Consider the following 17,300-nt stretch of genomic DNA (forward strand, 5'->3'; position numbering starts at 1 on the left):
TCTCCGCGGCGGGGTGTTCCTTCATTGCTGGGAAAGGCTAGCCGATCTTGTTGGCAGCCTCTGCGTCCGAGGTGGCAGCACCGGCGGCGGCACCCAGGTTGGCCCGAAGCTTCGCGCCGAGCTCGGCGTCGACGTTGGTCCAGTACTGGATGGCGCGCTCCTTGATGCCAGCGTCCTTGACGCCGCCCACCGCACCGGTGAGGGTGTCCAGCAGGCGGGCCTTGGCGCCGTCGTCGAACACCTCGCGGTACAGCGTGCCGGCCTGGCCGAAGTCGCCGTCCTCAGCGTGCAGGGAGTGCGCGGAGAGCGTCAGCTCGCCGTCGTTCTCCCAGCCGCCGGCCGGGTTCTGCGGTTCCACGGCGGCGGGACCGCCGAAGGAGTTCGGCGCGTACACCGGGACGGAGGGGGCGTTGAAGTGGTACCGCGCCGCGCCGTCCTGGCTGTAGTTGTTGACCTGGCTCTTGGGCAGGTTCACCGGGAGCTGGGCGTGGTTGGTGCCCACGCGGTAGCGGTGCGCGTCGGCGTAGGAGAAGATGCGGGCCTGCAGCATCTTGTCCGGGGAGGCGGCGATCCCCGGCACGAAGTTCGACGGCGCGAAGGTGGCCTGCTCGATCTGCGCGAAGTAGTTATCCGGGTTCTTGTTCAGCTCCATGGTGCCGACCTTGACCAGCGGGTAGTCGCCGTGCGGCCATACCTTGGTGACGTCGAACGGGTTGAAGCGGTACGTCTTGGCGTCCTCGTACGGCATCACCTGGACGTGCAGGTCCCAGGAGGGGAAGTTGCCGGCGTCGATGTTCTCCTGCAGGTCGCGGATGTAGAAGTCCGCGTCCGCGCCGGCCAGCTCTTCCGCTTCGTCGCCCGTCAGGGACTTGACGCCCTGGTTGGACTTGAAGTGGTACTTGACCCAGAAGCGCTCGCCCGCTGCATTGATCCACTGGTAGGTGTGCGAGCCGTAGCCCTGCATTTCACGCCAGGAGGCCGGCAGGCCGCGGTCGCCCATGAGCCAGGTGACCTGGTGGGCGGACTCGGGGGAGAGGGTCCAGAAGTCCCACTGCATGTCGGCGTCGCGCAGGTGGGTGCCCGGGAGGCGCTTCTGCGAGTGGATGAAGTCCGGGAACTTGATGCCGTCGCGGATGAAGAACACCGGGGTGTTGTTGCCGACGAGGTCGTAGTTGCCCTCGGTGGTGTAGAACTTCACGGCGAAGCCGCGCGGGTCGCGGAGTGTGTCGGCGGAGCCTGCCTCGCCGGCGACGGAGGAGAAACGGATGAGCATGTCCGTCTCGGCGCCCGGCTGGAACAGCGCGGCCTTGGTGTACTGGGAGACATCCCCCGTGGTCGTGAACGTGCCGAAGGCGCCGCCGCCCTTGGCGTGCACGACACGCTCCGGCACGCGCTCGCGGTTGAACTGGGCGAGCTTCTCCACCAGGTAGTGGTCGGTCAGGATGATCGCGCCGTCAGCACCGACGGACTGCGAGTGGGCGTCGGAAGTGACGGGGGCACCGGACTGTGTCGTGGACACTGCGGGCGCAGAGATGTTCTGAGTCATCATTCTCCTATTTCTGTTTCTAACTTAGTTACGGTCGGCGGGGAGTTTTTGGGTGCGCTGGCAGTCCTCGCAGATGCCCTGGTACAGGACGTCCGCGATCTGGATGGTCATGGGCTTGGAGCCCGAGTCCCAGTGCGGGGTGAGGCACGGCGCGTGGCCGACGGCGCATTCAACGTCCTCCACGCGGCCGCAGCTGATGCAGACGGCGTGGTGGTGGTTGTCCCCCACACGCGTCTCATACAGCGCGGGCGAGTGCGGGGGTTCGAAGCGGCGCAGCATCTGCAGCTCGGTCAGGTCGCCGAGGACCACGTAGACGGACTGCGCCGTAAGTTCGGGCAGCTCCTCGCGGGCTGCGGCAAGGATGCTCTCCGCCGGCGAATGCGGGTGGCGTTCGACGGCGGCCAGCACGGCCAGCCGCTGCTTAGTGACCCGGCGGCCGTGGGCATGCAGGGCGGCGGTCCATGCCTCGCTGCCGCCCACCGAATCCGTCATGGCCCCATTCAAGCACTTATTTTGAGCTGGTCACAATAAGGTTCGGCTTATTTCCTTTGTGGCCCACTAAAGTTGCCGGGTGGGGAAATTCCTGGCGGACATCACGCCGTTACGCGAAAGCCCGGCCTTCCGCCGTCTGTGGCTGGGATCCGCCGCCTCGGCGTTGGGCAGCCAACTCACCCTCGTGGCCGTGAGCCTCGAGGTCTACCGGCTCACCCAGGACAGCCTGTACGTGGGGCTGCTGAGCATTTTTGCCCTGGTCCCGCTGGTGTTCGGCGGCCTCCTCGGCGGCTCCATCGCGGATGCCCACGACCGCCGCAAGGTCGCGCTGCTCGCCTCCGCGGTGCTGTGGCTGACTACGGTCGGCCTGGCGCTGCAGGCGTGGCTGCACTTGGGCAACGTCTGGCTGCTGTACCTGCTCGTCGCGGTGCAGAGCGGCGCGCAGGCCATCAACCAGCCGGCCCGCAGCGCCATCATCCCGGTCCTGGTCCGGAAAGAGCTCCTGCCCGCGGCGAATGCCCTGAGCATGATGATCTTCGGCCTGACCATGACCGCCGGTCCGCTGCTGGCCGGCGTGCTGGTGGCCACGGTCGGCTTCGCCTGGACCTACACGATCGATGTGGCCAGCTTCGCGTTTGTCGTCTGGGCCCTGCTGAAGCTGCCGCCCATGCCGCCAGGGCATGAGTCGCACCGGGCCGGCCTGCGCTCCGTCGTCGAGGGCTTCCGCTTCCTCGGCACGCGGCCGAACCTGCGTATGACCTTCGTGATCGACCTCGTGGCCATGATCCTGGCGCAACCGCGGGCGCTGCTGCCGGCCATCGCCGCACTCATGATCGGTGGCGGCGAAGCCACGGTCGGCGTGCTGCTAGCCTCAACTGCCGTCGGCGCGTTCCTGGCCGGGCTCTTCTCCGGCCCGCTCGGTGCGGTCCGGGCGCAGGGCACGGCGGTGGTCTGGTCTGTCATGGGCTGGGGTGCCTCCATCGCGGGGCTGGGCCTCGTCGTCGTGCTCGCCGGCCGGTCCGGCGCCGCGGGCGTGACCCCCTGGCTGGTGCCTGCCGCCGTGTGCTGCGCGCTCGCCGGTATCGCCGACTCCGTCAGCGCGGTCTTCCGCACCACCATCCTGCAATCGGCCACCCCGGACCACCTGCGCGGCCGGCTGCAGGGCGTCTTCGTGGTCGTCGTCGCGGGCGGCCCCCGGGTGGGGGACATGCTGGCCGGCGGCGCGACTAAGCTGCTCAGTGAAGGCTGGGTTCTGCTCGCCGGCGGGGTGCTGTGCGCGGTGGTGGCCTGGCTCGTGGCGCGCTGGCAGTCCGGGTTCCTGAAGTACGACGCGCGGAACCCGGTTCCCTAGCGGTTCGTTTCTTAGATGGGTGACCCGTGGGACACCCGATCGACGGCATGGCTTGGGAGGATCAGTGCATAACCATCACAACGGCTTGAAGACGGCAGCCCTGTTCGGCGTGCTCTGGGCGGTGCTGCTTGGCCTGGGCGCGGTGATTGGATCCGGGATGCGGAGTTCGGCGCCCATCTGGATCATGGCCCTGATCGGCGTCGGCACCACCGCCTACGGGTACTGGAACAGCGACAAGATCGCGATCCGGTCCATGCAGGCCTATCCGGTGACCGAGGCCGAGGCGCCGGAGCTGCACCAGATCGTCCGGGAGCTCTCCGCCCGCGCCAACCAGCCGATGCCGCGGATCTACATCTCACCGACCATGGCACCCAACGCCTTCGCCACCGGCCGGAATCCGCAAAACGCCGCGGTCTGCTGCACGCAGGGCATCCTGCAGCTGCTCGACGCCCGCGAACTCCGCGGCGTGCTCGGCCACGAGCTGATGCACGTCTACAACCGGGACATTCTCACCTCGTCGGTGGCCGCCGCCGTCGCGGGCGTGATCACCTCGGTGGGCCAGATGCTGCTGTTCTTCGGCGGGGGCGGAGACCGCCGCAACGGCAATCCCCTCGCCCTCCTCGCGATGGCCCTGCTGGCGCCGTTTGCCGCGTCGCTGATCCAGATGGCCATCTCCAGGACCCGCGAGTACGACGCCGACGAGGACGGTTCGGCGCTCACCGGCGACCCGCTGGCGCTGGCCTCGGCCCTGCGCAAGATCGAGCAGGGCGTCCAGCTCGCGCCGCTGCCGCAGGACCAGCGGCTGGTCAACGCCTCGCACCTGATGATCGCCAACCCGTTCCGCGGCGGCGGCATGGCGCGGATGTTCTCCACGCACCCGCCGATGAGCGAACGGATCGGCCGGCTTGAGCGGATGGCGGGGCGTCAGCTGGGCTAGGCCCGCTGGCCTGACGACGCGCACCTAGTTCCATGACGCACAAAGGGCTGGCGCTGCCGGAATACCGGTGGCGCCAGCCCTTTTGTGCGTCGCAGGGGAGTGCCCGACGCGGAGCGCAGCTAGCTGCGGAAGTTCACGAACTGGAGATCGGCCTCGTCGAAGCCTTTCAGCAGGTTCATGGTTTCCTGGAGGTCGTCGCGGGACTTGGACGTCACGCGCAGCTCGTCGCCCTGGATCTGGGACTTGACCGACTTGGGGCCCTCGTCGCGGATCAACTTGTTGATCTTCTTCGCGAGGTCCTGGGCAATTCCTTCCTTGATGGTGGCCTCGAGGCGGAATTCCTTGCCGGAAGGGTAGGGCTCGCCCGTGTCGAGGGACTTCAGCGAGATGCCGCGGCGGATCAGCTTGGACTGCAGCACGTCGAGGACGGCCAGCACCCGCTCCTCGGAATTGGCCTTCATCAGGATCTTCTCGCCGCTGAAGTCGACCTCGGCGCCGACGCCCTTGAAGTCGTACCGCTGCGCCAGTTCCTTCTGCGCCTGGTTCAGCGCGTTGGCGACTTCCTGCTTGTCGACCTTGCTGACGACGTCGAATGTGGATTCGCCTGCCATGACTGTCCTCCTGATGTTGTCCGGACGCCCTGCTGGAGGGCGGTGTTTTCTGCATTCCAGCCTAGTACGGATGCTCCGGATGTGAAGGTGCCGCGGGGCGGCCGGTCTTCACAGTTGGCTCAAAGCTGAACCCCGGGGGGAACGAAGCTTGGCCCGGGAGAGTTGGGACCGTTGGAAGAGCCGCTTGAAAGGCAGGGCACATGAACCGCAGGGCCATCCGTAACGTCAGCAGCACCACCGCCGCAGCCGCGGGTTCCATCACGACGGCGGTGACGTCGGTGGCAGCCGCGGCCCTGGCGGCCTCCATCATCCTCAGCCCGGCCGCAGACGCTTCCGCCCGCCTCGGTGGCGTGCAGGCGGACCTGGCCCGGGCGGTGCAGCTGAACCAGGTCACCGCCGAGCAGGCGGCGAAGTTCGAGGCCAAACTCGCCGGCCGCATCCTCGGAGAAGCCTGATATTCCGGGCCTCCCGGGGCCACGCGGCGCCGATTCGATTCTTCGGCGGAAGTTCTGTAAAGTTGTCTTGCCCGCGGTTGCTGGAAGCGGAACGGACTGGAAACAGGCGTTCGGCAGATGGAAGCCGCGAGTGATCTTCTTTTGAAGTTCGGCAGATTACCCGAGCGGCCAAAGGGGGCTGACTGTAAATCAGCTGGCAACGCCTACGGGGGTTCGAATCCCTCATCTGCCACCCTCGAGAAAGCCTCCGGAACCAAACGGTTCCGGAGGCTTTTTTGTTTTATTGCGCTACTGCTCCGTAGGTGCCGTTATGGGACGTGAAAACGGCAGTTATGGAGCAATCGGCGTTCGGTCCACGGCGGCGACGATGGCAGCACCCAGTTCCGCGGGCCTGGTGAACTGCGGCCAATGCCCGGTCGGCAGGTCCAGGTATTCGACGTCGCGGATCCGTGCCAGCTCCGCGACATACGGCTGCTCCGCGGCAATCCATTCGAGCAGCACCGACGTCGGAAATTCGCAGGCGATGACAGTTGCCGGAACGTCGTAGCGGCGGTCATCGTGGAGCCTCTGCTGGTCGTAGGCAACGCCCTTGGGTTCCGGGACGGCGCGGGCCCGGAAGGCGGACCGGAGCTCCTCGTCCAGGTCAACGAGGTCCTCGTCCTCGAAGAATTCCCATGGCGGCAGCGGCACCTCGTCGCCGTCGGCCGGCAGCTGGTCGTTGACGACGCCGCCGTCCCCCAGCGGGCCGCTGTCCACGTAGATGGCGCGGGCAACGCGGTCCGGTCGCGCATCCACGGCGCCATGGATGATCGCCCCGCCGCCGGAGTGGCCCACCAGGACCACCGGGGTATCCACCCTGTCTACGGCGGCCACGACGGCGTCGATGTGGGTGCGCAAGCCGATGCCGGCGCGCGGTGCGTCAGCCGACTCCAGCCCGGGCAGCGTGAGCGGGTGGACCCGATGCCCCGCGGCGACCAGCGGCGGCGTGACCTCCGACCACGACGACGCGTCCAACCAGAAACCGGGAACCAGGATGATGTCCATGACGGCACCCTACGCGGTCCGGCCGCTGGCGAAGGCGCGCAACGCAGGGGGTTTCCGCCGTCGAACGTCATTTTCCGGTCGAAAACGTGCCCGGCGTCACATCTTGGCCCGCTGAGGCGCTACTCTGTCGCAGGAGGGGGAATCACATGGAGATAGTCCTGGCAGCTGGCAAGGGGACGCTCAACCTGGATGAGAGCGGAATTCTTCGGCTGGCCTGGGCCTCCGGGTCCATGCTCGATACGGCGGACGCCGTCGATTCCGTCGTTGCCATTTCAAAAATCAGCGCCGGGCGGATGCTGCCCTTGCTGATCGACATCAGCGACGTCAAGCTGACCGCCGGAGCCCGCAACCATTACCTGGAGAGCCGCTTCGTTTCCTCCGTGGCACTCGTCGGCGAATCGAACGTGGACCGGGTTGTCGCCGCGTGGATGCGCCGCGGAAACGACTGCCCGCAACGCTACTTCACCTCCCGCGCCGACGCCCTGGAGTGGTTGGGTGAGCTGGCCGCCAGCGACGAACCGCAGAGCGTCGCCGGCTGATCCTTCCGCGGCACCGGAGGCTCCGGCGACACCCGGGCGGATAATCGGCCGATCCGGCATTACTGCGGAGTAGGGTTAGGCGCGTTGATCGAATGAGCCTGAGGAGTTGACATGAAATCGTTTGCATGTGGTGACGTTGTTCCCGGTTGTGAAGCCCGCTGGGTCTGCAGCACCGATGACGAAATCCTGGTCCAGGTCGGCGCCCATGCCGCGTCCGTGCACGGCCTGACCGAGCTTCCCGCCGAGCTCGTCGACTCGGTGCACAAAGCAATCCACCCGGTTAGTTGATTCCTGCGGCGGGCGGTCCACCTTCCGGGTCCGGCGCCACTGCACCGCCGGACTGGGATGGGCTGCTGGCCTCGGCCTGCCGCGGCGAAGGCCTGGCGGCTGCCTACCAGCCCATCGTTGATACCGCGCGGGGAGCGGTGGTGGGCTATGAAGCCCTCGCCAGGTTTCCCGGCTATGCCGAGAAGAACCCCGAAGTCTGGTTCGCCGCTGCGCGTCAACACGGGAAAGCCGCTGAACTCGAAGCGGCCGCGCTGCGCACCGCGCTCAAGGCCCGCGCCGCCCTGCCGGCCAACTGCTTCCTGACCCTCAACGTCTCACCGGAGCTGCTGACCACGGAATGCATCCGCAGCGTCTGGCGCGACGAGGGCAAACTGGGCGGCCTGATCGTCGAACTGACAGAGCAAACACCGATCGACTCGTACGTGGAGCTGGAACCGGACCTCAACCAGTTGCGCGCCGCCGGTGCCCTGATCGCCGTCGACGACGCCGGAGCCGGCTACGCGGGACTGCGCCACCTGCTGGCCCTGCGCCCCGCCCTGATCAAGATCGACCGGGACCTGATCCAGGACGTCGACCGTGATGAGGCGAAGCGTGCCCTCATCGGGATGCTCGGCGCGTTTGCGAGTCAGGTCGACGCCTGGATCCTGGCCGAGGGCGTCGAACGGGCGGAGGAGCTCGAGGCACTGGTCTCGCTGGGCGTCCCGCTCGTGCAGGGCTACTACCTCGCCCGGCCCGCCCCGCCCTGGGCCGGCATTGATCTTGACCTGGCCCACCGCCTCGCCAGCGCCCGTCCGGTGGCACACAAGACGGTCATCCGCGACGTCGTCGAACCGGCGACGACGGCCGGCAGCGTCACCCAGGCCGCTGACGCCTTCGCGGCCAACCCGGCGCTGGAGGCCGTCGTGCTGCTCGGCGAGCACCTGCGGCCGGTCGCGGTGCTGGACGCCGGAGCGTCCGCACTGGGCGTGGTCAGCCCCGGGATGCGCGTGAACCTCGATACCCCGCTCAGCCAGGCCCTGGCCCGGGCCATGACGAGGCCCAAGAACCAGAGGTTCGACTCGCTCCTGGTGACGGACAACGCGGGGCGTTTCGCCGGCGTTGCCAGGATGGAGCGGATGATCATTGCGCTCACCGGGACGGCAGGGGCACGTGACGACTGACGCCCCAAGCGCGCTGGCGGGAGAGCTGCCCGGCGGTGTCCGCATCAGGCTGCTTCGCGGTTCCGACGCCGAACGGCTGGGGGCCGCGTACCGGCGGAACCGGGATCATCTTGCGCCTTGGGAACCGACCCGGAGCGCCGAGTTCTTCACCACGGAGGGGCAGAGCGCCAACATCGGCGGCAAACTCGCCATGTTCGGCGCCGGAACCGGCGTTCCGTGGGTCCTGCTGGCCGGCGGGGAGGCCGTGGGGACGATGACGCTGAGCGGCATCGTGCGCGGGCCTTTCCTCAGCGCCAACCTCGGGTACTGGGTGGATCAGGACTTCAACGGGCGGGGCATCGGATCGGCCGCCGTCGCTCATGTTGTCGGAGCCGCCAGCACCGCGCTGGGCCTGCACCGGATCCAGGCGGCCACGCTGCCGCACAATGCCGCTTCCCAGCGGGTGCTGCAGCGGGCCGGTTTCCAACAGATCGGACATGCCCCGGAGTACCTGCAGATTGCGGGCGCCTGGCAGGACCATCTCCTGTTCCAGCGCGTCCTGCACTGAGGCACGTGCGAGACTCACACAGTGACTGACGAATCCTTCGGCGCCCTGCACCACGTCGAGCTCTGGGTGCCGGACCTTGCGCGGGCCCGGGACGAATGGGGCTGGCTGCTGACCAGGCTCGGCTATGGGCAGTTCCAGGACTGGCCCCGCGGGCGGAGCTGGCGGCGCGGCGCCACGTACATCGTCGTCGAGGAGTCACCCGACCTGGACGGCCGGAACCACCACCGCACCGCGCCCGGGCTGAACCATCTGGCGTTCCGGGGCGGAACGCCGGAGCAGGTGGACGCGCTGGCCGCGGACGGCCCCGGCAACGGCTGGACCGAGCTGTTTCCGGAAAAATATCCGCACGCCGGCGGCCCCGGACACTACGCTGCCTACCTGGTGAACTCGGACGGCTTCGAAGTCGAGCTGGTCGCCACCGGCTGACCCGGCGGCCGGGCGGGTACCGTGATACCCATGAGCATCATCCTGGTGGGCGGGGGCCCCGATACCGTCACCACCCCGGTTATCTTTGACCGCTTCGTCAAGGATGTCCGGAACCGCGGCGGGGGAAGCCCGCCTCCCCGGATCGCCGTCGTGCTGTTCGACCGCGAAGGCAGCTCGGAGTATTTCCTCCCCGCGTACCTGGAGCCGCTGCAGAGTCGCACGTCCTGCCAGCTGACACCGGTCCTGCTGCGCTCCAATGAGCCGGCGGACCCGGAAGCGTTCGACGACGTCGACGGGATCGTCGTCGGAGGCGGCCCTACCCCGGACTACCTGGCCGGCCTGCATGGCTCGGCGGCGGCGATCCGGCAGGCGGTCGCTGCCGGCGTGCCCTATCTGGGGTTCTCCGCGGGGGCGATGATCGCGCCGCAACGGGCGCTTGTGGGCGGCTACCGGATCCGGGGCATCGAGGTGTGCTCGGAAGAATGCTCCGAAGGCCTTGACGAAATCGACGTCCGCGACGGCCTGGGCCTGGTGCCGTTCGCCGTCGACGTCCATACCGCGCAGGCCGGGACCCTGAGCCGCGCGGTCGCGGCGGTGGCGGAGGGCCTGGTGGACCGGGCCGTGGCCCTGGACGAGAACACCGCGCTGGTGCTGCGCCACGCGGGCCTCGAGGACCTTGAGGTGCTCGGCACCGGGAACTGCTGGACCATCCGCGGCTCCGGCCGCAAGGCCACGGTGGCGGTGCTGTCCGCCGGCTGAGCGGCCGACCCTTCTTGGCACCTTTGTTACCCGCGGGTAACATAGTCCCATGCACCTGCTGCTCCGCACCCTCCTCCTGCTCATCAAGTCCGCCCGGCGCTCGCCGCTGAGCATCTGGGACACGTCCTCGCTGCCGCTCCGCGTGCTCCCGACAGACATCGACATCGCAATGCATGTCAATAACGGCATGTACCTCTCGCTGATGGACCTGGGCCGGTTCGACCTGATGGCACGCAGCGGGACCTGGAAGGCCATGCGCCGGCGCGGCTGGACGCCAGTGGTGGCGGGGGAGACCATCGCTTTCCGCCGCTCCCTGCAGCTCTGGCAGCAGTACACCATCGAGTCCAAGGTCATCGGCCTGGATGAGAAGGCCATCTACTTTGAGCAGCGCATGGTGGTCGACGGCGAAATCTACGCCCGCGCCCACATCGCCACCCGGCTGGTCAGTAAGGGCAAGCCGGTCAGCCAGGAAGAGATCATCCGCGAGTTCGGGGCGCCGCCGGCGGACCTGGAGCTGCCCGAATGGATCCACGAGTGGCGGGAAACGAACGCGCTGCCGGGCGCCCGCCGCCCCGCCCCGCACGTCTGGGCGTGACCTCCGCGCCGTGCCCGCCGGGATGTGCCATCAGCGAAACGCAGGGGACTTTCGCGGGCGGCTCGCGTACCGTTGACGCATGGCTACCGTAGACATTACAGGTGAACAGTTCGCATCGACCGTCGAGGACAACGACATTGTCCTCGTAGACTTCTGGGCCGAATGGTGCGGCCCGTGCAAGCAGTTTGGCCCCACGTACTCGGCCGTTTCAGAGAAGCACCCGGACGTGGTCTTCTCCAAGGTGGACACCGAAGCGGAGCAGCAGCTTGCCGCCGAGGCCGGTATCACCTCGATCCCCACGCTGATGGCCTTCCGCGAAAAGGTACTGGTGTTCTCCCAGCCCGGTGCGCTGAACGCCCAGCAGCTGGAGCAGGTGGTCGACGCCGTCAAGGCCCTCGACATGGAGGAGGTCCACGCGCACGTGGCCCGTTCCCAGGCCGAGGCCGCAACAACCCAGCAGGACGGTAGCCAGATTCCGGATATCTAAGCCGGACTGCCGCAACACCCGGACTGCCGCAACAAACAACAACGCGGGGTCACTTCGCGCCCATCCCTTGAGGGATTACCGGCGCGAGGTGACCCCGCGTTTGTGTTCGGAGGCGGGGCGGGCTTAGAGCTTTTCCAGCTTGACCGGCTCGGCCAGCAAAGCGCTCAGGGACTCGTTCAGGTCCTGGACCGCGGTGCCCTTGGAGTGCTTGTCCAAGTCTGCCTGGGAAGCCCACTGCTCGGTCAGAACCAGCTTGTCCTCGCTCGCCTCGGTCAGCTCATAGCGGATGCAGCCGGGTTCGTTGACGACCTCGTCGATCGCGATTTCGAGGGCAAGCTTCACGCGGAAGAATTCGCCCTCGTTGGGAATGAAAGTGGCCTGCAGGTCAATGGGTGCGCTCATGGGTTTTACCCTACCGGGCGGCCGACCCGGCGTCGGAAGATGTCCTGAAGATTTCCTAGGACTTCCACGCTTTGCCCTTCTCTTGCCGGCGGCCTGTTGGTAGCGTCACACCATGCTTGCGTACACAGCCGGGGACACTGACGTCCCGCTGATCGATGAAACCATCGGCGACCACTTTGAGCGGATCGTCGCCCGGTTCCCGTACCACGACGCGCTGATCGAGGCCGCGGCGGTTCCCGGCGGGGAGGCCCGGCGGTGGAGCTACACCAAGATGAACGACGACGTCGACCGGCTGGCCCGCTCGCTGCTGGCGCTCGGCGTCGCCAAGGGAGACCGGATCGGAATCTGGAGCCCGAACTGCGCCGAATGGACCATTCTGCAGTACGCCACAGCGAAGATCGGGGCGATCCTGGTCAACGTCAATCCGGCGTACCGCAGCCACGAGCTGGAGTTTGTCGTCAAGCAGAACGGCATGCGGATGCTGGTGGCGGCGCCGTCGGACCGGAACAGCGACTACACGGTGATGGCCCGGCAGGCGCTGGCGGAATGTCCCGAGTTGCGCGAAGTCGTGTTCCTGCCCGATTCCGGCCAGCCCGGCCTCACCGCCGGGGTCCCGGAAAGTGAGGCGGAGCGGACATTCGCCGAGCTGCTGAGGCGGGCCGACGACGTCGCGCACTCCGGCCTGAAGGCGCGGATGGCCGAACTGGACCCGCACGACGCGATCAACCTGCAGTACACCTCCGGCACCACCGGTTTTCCCAAGGGCGCCACCCTGACTCACCACAACCTGCTCAACAATGGCTTCGCCATCGGCGAGCTGCTGGCTTACACCGAGCACGACCGGGTGGTGCTGCCGGTGCCGTTCTACCACTGCTTCGGAATGGTGATCGGCAACCTGGGCGCCTTCAGCCACGGCGCCGCCACCATCATTCCGGGCCGCGGGTTCACGCCGGCCGCCGCGCTGGAGGCAGTGCAGGACTTCGGCGGAACGTCGCTCTATGGCGTGCCGACCATGTTCATCGCCGAACTCGCGCTGCCGGACTTCGCCTCTTACGACCTCTCGACGCTGCGCACCGGCGTCATGGCCGGTTCGCTGTGCCCCATCGAGGTCATGAACCGGGTGATCTCGGAAATGAACATGCGCGACGTGGCCATTTGCTACGGCATGACCGAGACCTCGCCGGTCTCCACCATGACCCGCGACGGGGACACCATGGCCCAGCGCACGCAGACCGTCGGCCGCACCATGCCGCAGCTGGAGAACCGGATCGTGGACCCCGTGACCGGGGAGGTGCTGCAGCGCGGCGAGATCGGCGAGTTGTGCACCCGCGGGTACTCCGTGATGCAGGGCTACTGGAACCAGCCGGACAAGACGGCCGAGGCGATCGACGCCGAAGGCTGGATGCATACCGGCGACCTGGCGCGCATGGATGAGGACGGCTACCTGGTGATCGAGGGCCGGATCAAGGACATGGTGATCCGCGGCGGCGAGAACGTCTACCCGCGCGAGATCGAGGAGTTTCTCTACACGCACCCGGATATCCAGGACGTTCAGGTGATCGGTGTCCCTGACGCCACGTACGGTGAGGAACTGATGGCGTGCGTGATCCTCAAGCCCGGAGCCGGCAGGCTGGACGCCGCGGGGCTGGCGGAATTCTGCCGGGGCAAGCTGGCGCACTACAAGATCCCGCGCTACGTGGACGTCCGGGAAAGTTTCCCGATGACCGTGTCCGGCAAGATCCGCAAGGTGGACATGCGCCAGGAAGCCGTGGCCAGGCTGCATCTTTGACCGCAACGCGGGGTCACTTACGGCCCATCGCGGGGCCGTGGATGGGCCGTAAGTGACCCTGCGATGCTTCGAATTGGGCAGGCCTGTGGATAACTCAGGCAGCGAGCCTAATCCGCGGCCACAATGGTGCCCATGGTCCGCATTGTGCCGCTCCCCGAAAGTCTCTTCCAGACGCCGTTCACGGTCTACGAATCCCGTGCGGTCGGCGTTACGTCCAAGCGGCTCCGGGCGAAGGACCTGTCCGACGGCGGCCGTCTCATCTATCTGCCGGCCGGCAGGCACCTGGAGATCTTCGAACGTGCCCGGGTACTCAGCGCAGCCACGCCCGGCGCCTGGGTGTCCCACGAGACCGCCGCCGTGCTCACCCGGCTCGGACTGCCGCCGTGGCTGGGCGGGTGTTCCACCATCCATCTCAGCAAGCCGCACGAACTGCCTCGCGTCCGCCGGGCCGGGGTTACGGGACACCGCGTGCGGTGTATCCCCGGCGAGCTGACCGACGTCGACGGCGTCCCTGTGACGGCACCGCCGCGGACCTGGCTGGATCTCGCCTCGGGCCTGCCTCTCAACTACCTCATCGCCCTGGGCGACCAGATCATTCGGATACCCCGGCCTGGACTGGAACAGCGCTCAGAGCCCTACGCGTACAAGGACGGACTGCGGCTACTCATCCGCCAGCATCCCAACATGAAGGGCGTCGAGAAAGCCCGGCTGGCCCTGGACGAGATGCGGGTGGGGGCGGATTCGTTCCCGGAGACCTTTCTGCGGCTGGCGCTGATGGACGCGCGATTACCGGAGCCGGAGCTTCAGATCAGGCTGGACCCTGACGACCGGCGCTCGCCGGCCGCAGACCTGGGCTACCGGAGGTACCGCATCGCCATCCAGTACGAGGGCGCCCACCACCTCACCCGGGAACAACAATCCAGGGACATCCGGCGGGACGAAGCGTTCCGCGGCGCTGGCTGGGCGTACTTCAAGGCCAACGCCGATGACCTCGCCGATGGCTTCGAAGCCCTCGTTGGCCGGATCAAGAAGACCCGGCTCCGCTCGGTCTAACGCAACGCGGGGTCAGATCGCGCCTATAAAGGCGCCCCGGATGGGCCGGATGTGACCCCGCGTTGCTTCAGCGGCGCCGGTCAGTGGCCGCGGTGGTCCTGGATGGTCATCCGCGGCCCGAAAACCGGCTTGCGGAACCCGCTGAGGCCGATCATGCGCACCACCCGCTGGCGGTGCCCGGCCCAGGGCGCCAGCAGCCTCAACATCCCGGCGTCGTCGGTCCGCCGCCCGGTCAGGGCCGCGCCGACGTAGGCCGCGAGGTGGTAGTCGCCCACCGCGATCGAGTCCGGACAGCCGTGCGTGCGCTGCACCACCTCGGCCGCCGTCCAGACGCCGATCCCGGGAAGGGTCTGCAGCTTCGCGGCCGCTTCGGCCGCCGGCAGCGCCGCCAGCCGTTCCAGCGCGGCCGCGGAACGCAGCGCCCGCATGACGGTGTCCGATCGTTGCGGGCCGACTCCGGCCTTGTGCCATTCCCAGGACGGGATGCGCAGCCACTGCTCGGGCGTGGGCTGGACCAGGAGGTTGGCGGGGGCCACGGTGCCGGCGCCGGGCGCCGCTGTCCCGAAGCGGTACATCAGGTAGCGGTAGCCGCGGCGTGCCTCGATCACCGTGACCTTCTGCTCGAGCACCGTAGGCACCAGGGAATCGATCATCCGCCCGGTGGCCGGCAGCCGGAGGGCGGGGTTGCGGCGTCGTGCGTCGACAACCATCCGGGGGAGCGTGGCGTGGAAGCCGGGTTCGTCGAAGGCCGTCCAGTCGTCGTCGCGTCCCAGCATTCGCGGAACGGCCTCGATCGCCGCGGCTGCCCCGGGCCCCCAGGCGCGCGCCTCGATCCAGGGCGCGGCCGCCGGACCCGCGGACGCCAGGCGCAGCGTGGCCGGACCGGCCGCCGTCGTGAACGCCATCCAGAAGCCGTCCGCAGTGACCCGGATGGACGGATCGCCGTGGCCCCGGCGGAGCGTGCCGAGGGTCTGCAGGAGATCGAACGGGCCGCCCGGGTGCCACCGCAGCGAGGCGTCCGCCGCGGCGGGCACGCCGGCGGGGAGCTCTGCGGTGGTCACTCGAATATGTTCCCACGCCCGGCCGACGGCGGGCACATCCGGGCTGTTGGGCGGAGGGATGCGCGCAACCGGACGGCCCTTATCCGCGGCCCCGGACGGGACTAGACTCCGGCTGTGGCCCGGACTTCCCGCGCCCGCCCCGGGATCGGATCCCTTGATGGTCAGGAGAGTGTGATGGCTGGTGGAGTGGTGCACTTCGAGCTTCCCGCGGACGACGAGAACCGTGCGCGTGAGTTTTACAGTTCGGTGTTCGGCTGGGGTTTCCAGGTCATGCCGGAGATGGAATACAGCCTGGCGCTGACCACCCCGATGGACGAGGAGGGCCGGCCCGCGGTCTCCGGGTCGATCAACGGCGGCCTGTTCCGCCGCGGCGAGCTCACCGCCCCGGTGGTGACCGTCGACGTCGACGACATCGACGCCGCCTTGGAGCAGATCGTGGCCCGGGGCGGTTCGGTGCAGCGGGCAAAGATGGAGGTGCCGGGGTCCGGTTGGAACGCGTATTTCACGGACACCGAGGGCAACGTAGTGGGGCTGTGGCAGAACGCCGCGCCCGCGGCACCGGCTCCGGCCGGCGGCAGCGGCGAAACCGCCGGAAACGACATCGGGGCCTGACCCGCGCCTAGTGCATGCCGCTGGCCAGCCAGAGGGCCACGACCGCGAGGGGAACCGTGAGGACGACGGCGGCGAGGCCGGCCAGCGCGAAGCCGCCCCAGCGGATCTCGACGTTGAGGGCCCGCAGGCGCTCGTGCCAGAGCAGGGTCGCCAGGGACGCCCAGGGGCTCACCAGCGGGCCAAGGTTCACGCCGATCAGGAGGGCCGCGAGCCTCACCGGCGAGCCGCCCGCCGGTTCCAGCGCGAGGTAGGCCGGCAGGTTGTTGACGGTGTTCGCGGCTCCCACGCCGAGCCCCGCCAGTTGGAGCAGCGCGGGAAGGCTCTCCCCGGACCCGGCGACGCCCGCCAGGACCTTGGTCAGGCCGTTGGCGTGCAACGCCTCGACCACCATGAACAGGCCGACGGTGAGCATAAGCGGCCGCCACGGGATCATGGCCCAGCGGAGGGCCGAGCGGCGCCGCCACAGGAACAGCCCCAGGAGGACCGCGGCCGCGGCAGCGGCGGGAATCTGTACCGGCACTCCGGACACCAGGGCCGGGAGCAGGAGCAGCATCACGCCAGCCGAGGCGTACAGCAGCACCTTGTCACGCACCCGGTGGACCGGCTGGGGGCCGTAGCGGCCCCGCAGATCCTTCCGGAAGGCCAGCCAGAGCAGAGCCAGGGGGAGCAGGATCCCAACCAGCGCGGGGGCCCAGACCAGCGAGGCGAAGGCGGCCGGGCTGAGACCCAGCCGGGACTGGGCCAGCAGGTTGGTCAGGTTGGACACCGGCAGCAGCAGCGAGGCCGTGTTCGCGAGCCAGATGGTAGTCAGCGCGAAGGGCAGCGGCGGGATCCGGGCGTGGACGGCCAGAAGTACGACGACGGGCGTGACCAGCACCGCCGTCGTATCCAGCGACAGGAACACGGTGGAGACCGTTGCCAGCGCGATCACCAGCAGCCAGAGCAGCAGCACGCTGCCCCGGCCCAGTGCGGCCAGTCGGTCCGTGACGGCCCGGAACAGCCCGGCGTCATCCACCAGTTCCGTCACCAGGGACATGGCCACCACGAAGCCCAGTACGGGCACCGTGCGGCCGGTGAGCTCCTCGAATGCGGGCCAGGGCAACAGCCCGGTGCCCAGCACCGCCACCCCGGCGAGGAGCATCCCGC

General features: G+C 68.3%; 21 protein-coding genes and 1 tRNA gene. 15 read left to right on the plus strand and 7 right to left on the minus strand.

Going from position 1 to position 17,300, the window contains the following annotated elements; all coding sequences use genetic code 11:
* Window positions 1-37 precede the first annotated feature (37 nt).
* Window positions 38-1,546, minus strand: coding sequence for a catalase (locus AB4Y91_RS02250; protein WP_441416945.1), 1,509 nt, complete (start codon window positions 1,544-1,546; stop codon window positions 38-40).
* A 24-nt stretch (window positions 1,547-1,570) separates the two neighbouring features.
* Window positions 1,571-2,038, minus strand: a complete 468-nt coding sequence (locus tag AB4Y91_RS02255; RefSeq protein WP_441416946.1) for a Fur family transcriptional regulator — start codon at window positions 2,036-2,038, stop codon at window positions 1,571-1,573.
* Window positions 2,039-2,117: 79 nt separating this feature from the next.
* Here AB4Y91_RS02255 and AB4Y91_RS02260 point away from each other — a divergent pair, with 79 nt between their 5' ends.
* Window positions 2,118-3,389 carry an MFS transporter gene (locus tag AB4Y91_RS02260; protein ID WP_441416947.1) on the plus strand — a complete coding sequence of 424 codons (1,272 nt, stop codon included), beginning with the start codon at window positions 2,118-2,120 and terminating at the stop codon, window positions 3,387-3,389.
* 64 nt (window positions 3,390-3,453) lie between these two features.
* Entirely contained in the window at window positions 3,454-4,326 is an 873-nt protein-coding gene (htpX, locus tag AB4Y91_RS02265) for a zinc metalloprotease HtpX (RefSeq protein ID WP_441416948.1), read from the plus strand.
* Between the two features lie 119 nt (window positions 4,327-4,445).
* On the opposite strand, the gene AB4Y91_RS02270 is transcribed toward htpX, so the two are convergent.
* A complete protein-coding gene (locus AB4Y91_RS02270) occupies window positions 4,446-4,937 on the minus strand; it encodes a YajQ family cyclic di-GMP-binding protein (RefSeq protein ID WP_138768479.1) in 492 nt (163 codons plus the stop codon).
* Between the two features lie 200 nt (window positions 4,938-5,137).
* Between AB4Y91_RS02270 and AB4Y91_RS02275 the strand changes: the two genes are divergently transcribed.
* Together AB4Y91_RS02275 and AB4Y91_RS02280 are read left to right on the plus strand one after the other, a co-directional pair.
* Complete coding sequence (locus AB4Y91_RS02275) at window positions 5,138-5,392, plus strand: hypothetical protein (protein ID WP_441416949.1); 255 nt, start codon at window positions 5,138-5,140, stop codon at window positions 5,390-5,392.
* Window positions 5,393-5,542: 150 nt separating this feature from the next.
* Window positions 5,543-5,624: transfer RNA gene (locus AB4Y91_RS02280), tRNA-Tyr, on the plus strand.
* 98 nt (window positions 5,625-5,722) lie between these two features.
* Here the strand turns inward: AB4Y91_RS02280 and AB4Y91_RS02285 are convergent.
* Window positions 5,723-6,436, minus strand: coding sequence for an alpha/beta fold hydrolase (locus AB4Y91_RS02285; RefSeq protein ID WP_441416950.1), 714 nt, complete (start codon window positions 6,434-6,436; stop codon window positions 5,723-5,725).
* 146 nt (window positions 6,437-6,582) lie between these two features.
* On the opposite strand from AB4Y91_RS02285, the gene AB4Y91_RS02290 reads away from it, so the two are divergent.
* The 8 genes from AB4Y91_RS02290 to trxA all read left to right on the plus strand — a co-directional run bounded on the left by AB4Y91_RS02290 (window position 6,583) and on the right by trxA (window position 11,237).
* On the plus strand, window positions 6,583-6,975 hold the full coding sequence (locus AB4Y91_RS02290; RefSeq protein ID WP_441416951.1) for a DUF7793 family protein: 393 nt from the start codon (window positions 6,583-6,585) through the stop codon (window positions 6,973-6,975).
* Between the two features lie 111 nt (window positions 6,976-7,086).
* Complete coding sequence (locus AB4Y91_RS02295; protein ID WP_441416952.1) at window positions 7,087-7,263, plus strand: DUF1059 domain-containing protein; 177 nt, start codon at window positions 7,087-7,089, stop codon at window positions 7,261-7,263.
* Window positions 7,260-8,423, plus strand: a complete 1,164-nt coding sequence (locus AB4Y91_RS02300; RefSeq protein ID WP_441416953.1) for an EAL domain-containing protein — start codon at window positions 7,260-7,262, stop codon at window positions 8,421-8,423. The genes AB4Y91_RS02295 and AB4Y91_RS02300 overlap by 4 nt, the downstream gene beginning before the upstream one ends.
* On the plus strand, window positions 8,413-8,970 hold the full coding sequence (locus tag AB4Y91_RS02305) for a GNAT family N-acetyltransferase (RefSeq protein WP_441416954.1): 558 nt from the start codon (window positions 8,413-8,415) through the stop codon (window positions 8,968-8,970). Before AB4Y91_RS02300 ends, AB4Y91_RS02305 begins: the two co-directional genes overlap by 11 nt.
* A gap of 21 nt (window positions 8,971-8,991) precedes the next feature.
* Window positions 8,992-9,396, plus strand: coding sequence for a VOC family protein (locus AB4Y91_RS02310; protein WP_441416955.1), 405 nt, complete (start codon window positions 8,992-8,994; stop codon window positions 9,394-9,396).
* A gap of 30 nt (window positions 9,397-9,426) precedes the next feature.
* Window positions 9,427-10,155, plus strand: a complete 729-nt coding sequence (locus AB4Y91_RS02315) for a Type 1 glutamine amidotransferase-like domain-containing protein (protein WP_441416956.1) — start codon at window positions 9,427-9,429, stop codon at window positions 10,153-10,155.
* A gap of 49 nt (window positions 10,156-10,204) precedes the next feature.
* Entirely contained in the window at window positions 10,205-10,750 is a 546-nt protein-coding gene (locus AB4Y91_RS02320; protein ID WP_441416957.1) for an acyl-CoA thioesterase, read from the plus strand.
* A 79-nt stretch (window positions 10,751-10,829) separates the two neighbouring features.
* On the plus strand, window positions 10,830-11,237 hold the full coding sequence (gene trxA / locus AB4Y91_RS02325) for a thioredoxin (RefSeq protein ID WP_441416958.1): 408 nt from the start codon (window positions 10,830-10,832) through the stop codon (window positions 11,235-11,237).
* Window positions 11,238-11,360: 123 nt separating this feature from the next.
* Here the strand turns inward: trxA and AB4Y91_RS02330 are convergent, their stop codons facing one another.
* On the minus strand, window positions 11,361-11,639 hold the full coding sequence (locus tag AB4Y91_RS02330; protein ID WP_441416959.1) for a putative quinol monooxygenase: 279 nt from the start codon (window positions 11,637-11,639) through the stop codon (window positions 11,361-11,363).
* A 112-nt stretch (window positions 11,640-11,751) separates the two neighbouring features.
* Here AB4Y91_RS02330 and AB4Y91_RS02335 point away from each other — a divergent pair, with 112 nt between their 5' ends.
* A complete protein-coding gene (locus tag AB4Y91_RS02335; RefSeq protein ID WP_441416960.1) occupies window positions 11,752-13,428 on the plus strand; it encodes an AMP-binding protein in 1,677 nt (558 codons plus the stop codon).
* Between the two features lie 132 nt (window positions 13,429-13,560).
* Complete coding sequence (locus AB4Y91_RS02340) at window positions 13,561-14,481, plus strand: hypothetical protein (RefSeq protein WP_441416961.1); 921 nt, start codon at window positions 13,561-13,563, stop codon at window positions 14,479-14,481.
* An 80-nt stretch (window positions 14,482-14,561) separates the two neighbouring features.
* On the opposite strand, the gene AB4Y91_RS02345 is transcribed toward AB4Y91_RS02340, so the two are convergent.
* On the minus strand, window positions 14,562-15,542 hold the full coding sequence (locus tag AB4Y91_RS02345; RefSeq protein WP_441416962.1) for a DNA-3-methyladenine glycosylase family protein: 981 nt from the start codon (window positions 15,540-15,542) through the stop codon (window positions 14,562-14,564).
* 114 nt (window positions 15,543-15,656) lie between these two features.
* On the opposite strand from AB4Y91_RS02345, the gene AB4Y91_RS02350 reads away from it, so the two are divergent.
* Window positions 15,657-16,154, plus strand: a complete 498-nt coding sequence (locus tag AB4Y91_RS02350) for a VOC family protein (RefSeq protein WP_441416963.1) — start codon at window positions 15,657-15,659, stop codon at window positions 16,152-16,154.
* A 7-nt stretch (window positions 16,155-16,161) separates the two neighbouring features.
* Here the strand turns inward: AB4Y91_RS02350 and AB4Y91_RS02355 are convergent, their stop codons facing one another.
* Complete coding sequence (locus tag AB4Y91_RS02355) at window positions 16,162-17,295, minus strand: SLC13 family permease (protein ID WP_441417835.1); 1,134 nt, start codon at window positions 17,293-17,295, stop codon at window positions 16,162-16,164.
* Window positions 17,296-17,300 lie beyond the last annotated feature (5 nt).

This window comes from Arthrobacter sp. YAF16, from assembly GCF_052113385.1.
Classification (GTDB): Bacteria; Actinomycetota; Actinomycetes; order Actinomycetales; family Micrococcaceae; genus Arthrobacter.

What these genes read in the sequence shown, in the direction of transcription:
- AB4Y91_RS02250 (WP_441416945.1), bottom strand. Translation starts at nt 1,546, where the DNA reads ATGACTCAGAACATCTCTGCGCCCGCAGTGTCCACGACACAGTCCGGT.
- AB4Y91_RS02255 (WP_441416946.1), bottom strand. Translation starts at nt 2,038, where the DNA reads ATGACGGATTCGGTGGGCGGCAGCGAGGCATGGACCGCCGCCCTGCAT.
- AB4Y91_RS02270 (WP_138768479.1), bottom strand. Translation starts at nt 4,937, where the DNA reads ATGGCAGGCGAATCCACATTCGACGTCGTCAGCAAGGTCGACAAGCAG.
- AB4Y91_RS02275 (WP_441416949.1), top strand. Translation starts at nt 5,138, where the DNA reads ATGAACCGCAGGGCCATCCGTAACGTCAGCAGCACCACCGCCGCAGCC.
- AB4Y91_RS02285 (WP_441416950.1), bottom strand. Translation starts at nt 6,436, where the DNA reads ATGGACATCATCCTGGTTCCCGGTTTCTGGTTGGACGCGTCGTCGTGG.
- AB4Y91_RS02290 (WP_441416951.1), top strand. Translation starts at nt 6,583, where the DNA reads ATGGAGATAGTCCTGGCAGCTGGCAAGGGGACGCTCAACCTGGATGAG.
- AB4Y91_RS02295 (WP_441416952.1), top strand. Translation starts at nt 7,087, where the DNA reads ATGAAATCGTTTGCATGTGGTGACGTTGTTCCCGGTTGTGAAGCCCGC.
- AB4Y91_RS02315 (WP_441416956.1), top strand. Translation starts at nt 9,427, where the DNA reads ATGAGCATCATCCTGGTGGGCGGGGGCCCCGATACCGTCACCACCCCG.
- AB4Y91_RS02320 (WP_441416957.1), top strand. Translation starts at nt 10,205, where the DNA reads ATGCACCTGCTGCTCCGCACCCTCCTCCTGCTCATCAAGTCCGCCCGG.
- trxA (WP_441416958.1), top strand. Translation starts at nt 10,830, where the DNA reads ATGGCTACCGTAGACATTACAGGTGAACAGTTCGCATCGACCGTCGAG.
- AB4Y91_RS02330 (WP_441416959.1), bottom strand. Translation starts at nt 11,639, where the DNA reads ATGAGCGCACCCATTGACCTGCAGGCCACTTTCATTCCCAACGAGGGC.
- AB4Y91_RS02335 (WP_441416960.1), top strand. Translation starts at nt 11,752, where the DNA reads ATGCTTGCGTACACAGCCGGGGACACTGACGTCCCGCTGATCGATGAA.
- AB4Y91_RS02340 (WP_441416961.1), top strand. Translation starts at nt 13,561, where the DNA reads ATGGTCCGCATTGTGCCGCTCCCCGAAAGTCTCTTCCAGACGCCGTTC.
- AB4Y91_RS02355 (WP_441417835.1), bottom strand. Translation starts at nt 17,295, where the DNA reads ATGCTCCTCGCCGGGGTGGCGGTGCTGGGCACCGGGCTGTTGCCCTGG.